At 60.2% G+C, this 5,313-nt stretch carries 1 protein-coding gene; it reads right to left on the bottom strand.

The window, feature by feature from the left end:
* Positions 1-178: 178 nt before the first annotated feature.
* The gene (locus F4Y00_11230) at positions 179-5,212 is read right to left on the bottom strand and encodes a hypothetical protein (GenBank protein ID MYE05525.1); all 5,034 of its coding nucleotides are present in this window, start codon (positions 5,210-5,212) and stop codon (positions 179-181) included.
* Positions 5,213-5,313 lie beyond the last annotated feature (101 nt).

Genomic DNA, 5,313 nt, shown 5'->3' with positions numbered 1-5,313 from the left:
CTGATTCATTTTCGTACTCCTTACGAATTCCCTGGAGCGGCAAGGCGGGCCGTTCCTTCCGATGGCGGTTATAGCGCACGGGCGCCCGCGGAGTCAAACAGAATTTGTTGGCGAATGCCGTACAAAAAACGAGGCGGGCATCAAGCCCGCCTCGCCGCAACGCTAGTTGCTGGTTGGACTAGAGGATATCAAGCCCGTCGTCGATTGTGAGGAGATAATCGTCGAGCAGGTCCTGTTCGCCCTGGTCCATGTTGTCGATGAAGTCTTCGATGATCCCGCCCAGCGACATTCCCGGAGGCGGAGGCGCCCCGCCGCCTCCGTCGGTGTCGTCGTCCGCGCCATCCGTCTCGTCGTTGCTGTCGTTATCGCTGGCATCGTCCTTCAAGCCCGGTGTCTCCGGCCCTCGAGGTCTCTGGGGGTCCTTCTCGTCTGCTTGGTCGGCATTGGCAATAGTGACCAGCAACTGGATCGGGAGGTGCACAAGGGCGTGGAAATTCGCAGCAGTAAAGGCAGTGGGATCAGTGCTGGCAGGCCCGGGAGTCGCGAGGACCCCTGTGCTCGCACCTAACTCGTAAAGCCAATTGGGTGTGTTCGGCGTGGGTGTGCTCAGGCCGCCGCCATCGGTGGCCGTTAGGGTCAGCACGATCTGAATGCCATTGCGTGGATTGCCATCCATGTCGTCCGTTTCATAGTCGAAGGTCGCGCCCTTCACTGCATGCAATTCCCAGGTACTTCCGTCGCTGTCCAGATCCCGATTGGGGTCATCGCCGCCGGTCTTCGAGACCACGAACCGGTCATCGCCGCTCACGGTGATTTCATGGACGCCGAACTTGTGCCCTCGAACCGCGGCGGACCCACTGAGATTCTCATCCTGCACGTCGAGGATGGCCAGCGGAGCCTGATCCGGATCGCCTGGGCCCTTGTACTGCGTGCCCCCTTCGAAGTCATTCTCCGTGATCGTGATCTGGGGCAGAGCCCTGATGCCGTATGCGGTGAAGAAATTGGCTGTGCCGAGCTCGGCGTTGTTCGCGTCATTGGTGTTGTCAGCTTCATCCGCTCGGAAGGTGATACCTGTAGGCGCCACATTGATCCGAAGCACGATGTCGGCCGCACCGCCCGTATTTCCACCCGTAGTCAGGCCGTCAGGACCGGGAATATCGTCCGCTCTTACTTCCAGCGTAATCGTGTTGCCGTCACCGTCGGGACTGCCGTCGCCGTCGGTATCAGGGTTGCCATCGTGGCCACGGTACTGATCGCTCAGATAGGTCAGCTTCCCGCTCTTCGCCTCGAATATCAACACGCCCCCAGCGTGCTCATATACGTAGGTAGTACTTCCCGCCGCGCCAGTATTGGCACCTAGGTTGGGATCCGTCTGAGAGGCCTCCGCCACATAGCTGATCAGAACGTTCGGAGTGTCGGGATCCTGAAAGAGACTGCCCAACGGAACGGTGTGCTCGATCGCAGCGTTGTGTCCCGCGGGCGAAATGACCAGGAAGCCATGTCCCGTTCCACCCACGCTAGCTTCGATCTCATAATCATCCACCTGGACCGGACGGACATTTGATGGAGTTCCCGCTATAGCCTGGGTAGGCGTAGCAACAACAGCCGTCACGCCCGGACTGTCCGGATCGCGGCTCTGGTAGGAAACCACAGCGCGAACGTTTTCCCCGGCATGCGCCTGGGTCAGGCGCAAACTACCGGTCGCCCCGGGAATATCTACCCAATCGTAGGTTCCAGAGGCTCCAGCGTCTTCCCGTATCTGCCACTGCACCGTAACGTTGGCGTTGACATCCACGTGCAAGGTTCCGCCTGGATTGGGGCTCCCCGTAATGGTGACTGCAGCAAGCGGAGGAGCGCCCGTAGCGTCGCGCAAGTCCGACACCTGGATCGGATCGCTCACGACCCTTTCCTTGGCCGAATTGGCGCCGGTATCAGCGTTATAGTTCACCACGGCCCGGTAGTATTTCCCTTCGGCGTCGTCATCCAGACTCAAGGACGTCGTGTTTGTCGTAGAGTCGAAGGAGACGTCATCGTCATCTACCGGTGTCCACCCACCACGTCCATTCAAAGAGACTTCGAAGGAAACGATCGGATTGGCGGGGTCAGGATCGCCATCGGCATCAGCAGAAGGATCGGACACCAGCCTGGCCGCAGCATTGGCATTGAAATCATAGTCGCCGTCCACAATGCGCAGCCCGTCAGTCGAGACCGTCAGAGCATCCGAATTGGCAAGTATGGTGATATCCGCCGCGCCCCGATCCGGCGTGTTGCTGACCACGCGTGAGGTGGTCGCCACGTTGAGAGGTTCGTCCAAGCCGGTTGGAGTTGCCGGGCTTCCATCGTTAAACGCCGTGCCTACCAGTTGGGCCCGCGAGGCAGCATCGTCATTGGTGCGCTCCGTAATGGGGACGTCGTAGTAGTTCGCAATCACCCTGATCTTGCTGTCCACATCCGACTGGGTCGGGCTATAGGTATTGCTGGTGCCTTGAGAAATGACGACAACCGTATCGTCCGACAAATCGTCCGGATCGCTGCCGTCATCCGTCACTCGGAACCAGGTGTACAACACCAGAGCAGGTGTCGCGCTGCCGGCCAGATCGGGATCCCTGTTGTCGTTGAAGTTGGCCGTTAGCCGGCTGCCTTGCCGGGCGCTACCGGTAAGCGTGACGGCGCCTTCGTCAACGTCGACGTTCTGATCCACGACCGTGATGTCGTATGTCCTTTCGCCCTGTTTGCCCCTGCCGTTGTTATCGGTAGCTGTGAGCGTAAAGCTGGCTTCGTCGCCCTGGTTGTTCCGCTCCGTGCGGTCGATTGCGACGATGACCACCATTTGATCCGGCTCGGTTCCAGTGCCAGGTTCATCATCGTTGTCGCCGATGATCGCGAAATCGTAGTCGGTACCGTCGAACGTCACTGTTGTACCGGAACCCGGCCAAGGCACGTTGTCGGCAGCATCGGCTGCATCACCATCCCGACCAGGCGCGATGTCGCTCCAATCGGCCGGGCGGCGCCAGATGTCCACCCAGGACCCCGATCTGGAGGCTCCGAACTCCAAACGAGCGTCACTATCCCGATCGTCAGTCCAAAGATCTTCGAGCTTGATGTACAGCAACTTGACGTTGTCTGCGGCCTGATCGACCTGCAAATCCGAGTTCTGGACAAGCGCAGTTGCGGCACTGCTGGCTCTTGGCGCCGCCGGTGCTTCATCCTCGTCCAATATTTCAATCCGGATATCGTCGGTTGCTGCGTTCTCATTCACGGCCACGATGCCGTCTGAATCGGTTGTTACACTGCCGTCTGCGGCGAGTTCGAGTACGGTCGATTCCGTACCGTCGATTGCTGCGACTTTTATTGTGATTTCGAACCTTCCAGCAACTCTCTCGTGGTTAAGCAGCCCCGTTAACGTGCTCGAATACGGATTGGGATCCGTATCAACAGCTTCAATGTGGTAAATCCAGCTGTTGCCGCTCTTGATCGGATCGGACAACTCGAACGCCCCCGCATAGCCCTTTGCCGGGTTCGCCGCAGTGGCTGCAGCCGTGTAGAGGCCCAGTGGAGTTGCCGGCTGTCCTGCATTGGCGCCGCTGTCAATAAGCCCATCGTTATCGGCATCGTCGCCATCGTGGTCACGCAGCATCACGTTGTACGGATCGCCGCTTATGTTGCTCGTAATGGCGACGATTTTTACTTCCTTGAGCGCGAACTGATGGTCCGGTATGTCCTGATCTTCATCGGTCACCCGGAAATCGGCCACTCTCTGGTCACCTGAACCTTCGCGGTAGTCCAATTCAGTCGGCCGCGGGATATAAGGCGCGCTATTGTCAACCGTGAGGGTGCCATCGTCCGCCGCACGGGACAGGGCCACGTTCAGATTGAAGGACTTGGATGCCGATTGACCATCTTCGTCGGTCGCCGTAACGGTCACGCGATAGACGCCCCGCGTCGGGATTGCGCCTTCGATGTTGGTGATCTGGCCGGTTTCCTCATCGATCTGGAGCCAGTTGCCACGGTTCATGGAAATGGAATACGTGAGCTCATCGCCCGCGTTAAGGTCCTGATCAGTAAAGGCGGGGAATCTGTCGCCTGCAGTCTCCAGGTAAAAGCTAAGCCAGTCTCCGTCGCCCACGTCTTCCCTCTCAAGACCCTCGTTGACGGTGACCCACCAGTTGCCGATCGCGCCGGCCCGAGGAGCGTCATTCACGTCATTGATGACGACCGCGAACGTAACCGGATCGGACCGGTGTCCCTCGTAATCGCCGTCCTCGTCCTTTTCGCCGTTTCGGTCGATGGCGCGGAGCGTTACCAATACTTCGCCGCTCTCCCTTTCGCGATCCAGGGATTCTCCTTCCTTCAGAGCCAGCCACTTGCGGCCGTCCTCCTCCCGAATCTCGAAGCGGTCGTCACTCACGGTGATCAAGTGCTGGCCGTAGGGATGTTGCGGACTGTCGATATCCTCAACCCTGATTTCCCCCAGCACCACGCCGGCATCGCCCTCGGTCACTTCCACCTCGACGACGGACTGACCGTCGTCGATCAGGTTGATACCGGTGGGCCGGTCGTTGCCGTCGTCCACGACGACGTAGAAGCTCAAACTCGCCGTTTCGCCACCGCTGTCGGTGGCGGTAATCGTGACCATGTGCTCGGCTGCGCTGCCCGCGCCTGTCGTGGGCGGTGTGCCCTGCAGGATGCCGGTCATGCCATCGTCGTCTTGCCGGGTAACCAGTTCCAGCCAGTCCGGTCCGCCGCTCAGCGTCCAGCTCTCGATCGAGTCGCCGCCGTCCGGGTCGCTGAATAGCGCCATGAGATCGACCTCATGGCTCAGCGCCTTGCCCGCTTCCGCGGGAACGTTGCCGACTTCGCCGACCGCCATCGGAGCTTCGTTGACGTCGGTGACCATTACGGTCACGGTCGCGTCAGCCGTGTTGCCGGCGCTGTCCGTGTAGGTGACGGTAACCATGACCTCTGCTCCGGCCTCATGATCGAGGCTGGCTCCTTCGGCCAGGTGCAGCCACAGGCCGTTCTCGGGATCGAGGATCACGGCAAAGCGGTCGTCGCTCACCGAAGTGGCGGCCACGCCGGCATCACCCGTGAGCATGTCGGCATCGGCGGCGTCCGGATCCATCACTTCGATCAGCGCCAGGGGCGGAGCATCGGCCCGCATGGCGTTCTCTTCGATCGTCAGGCTTGAGACTACGCCGTCGTGCCCCGGCACTTCTTCGCCGTCGCGCACGTCGATGGAGGGCGCCTCATTGACGTCGTTGACGGTGACCGTGACCATGGCGGTGGCGGATTCGCCGTCGCCGCTGGCGGTAA

It is taken from the genome of Bacteroidetes bacterium SB0662_bin_6 (genome assembly GCA_009839485.1).
Taxonomy (GTDB): domain Bacteria; phylum Bacteroidota; class Rhodothermia; order Rhodothermales; family VXPQ01; genus VXPQ01.
Note: the sequence above shows the minus strand (reverse complement) of the source record. Positions and strands in the feature narration are given on the sequence as shown.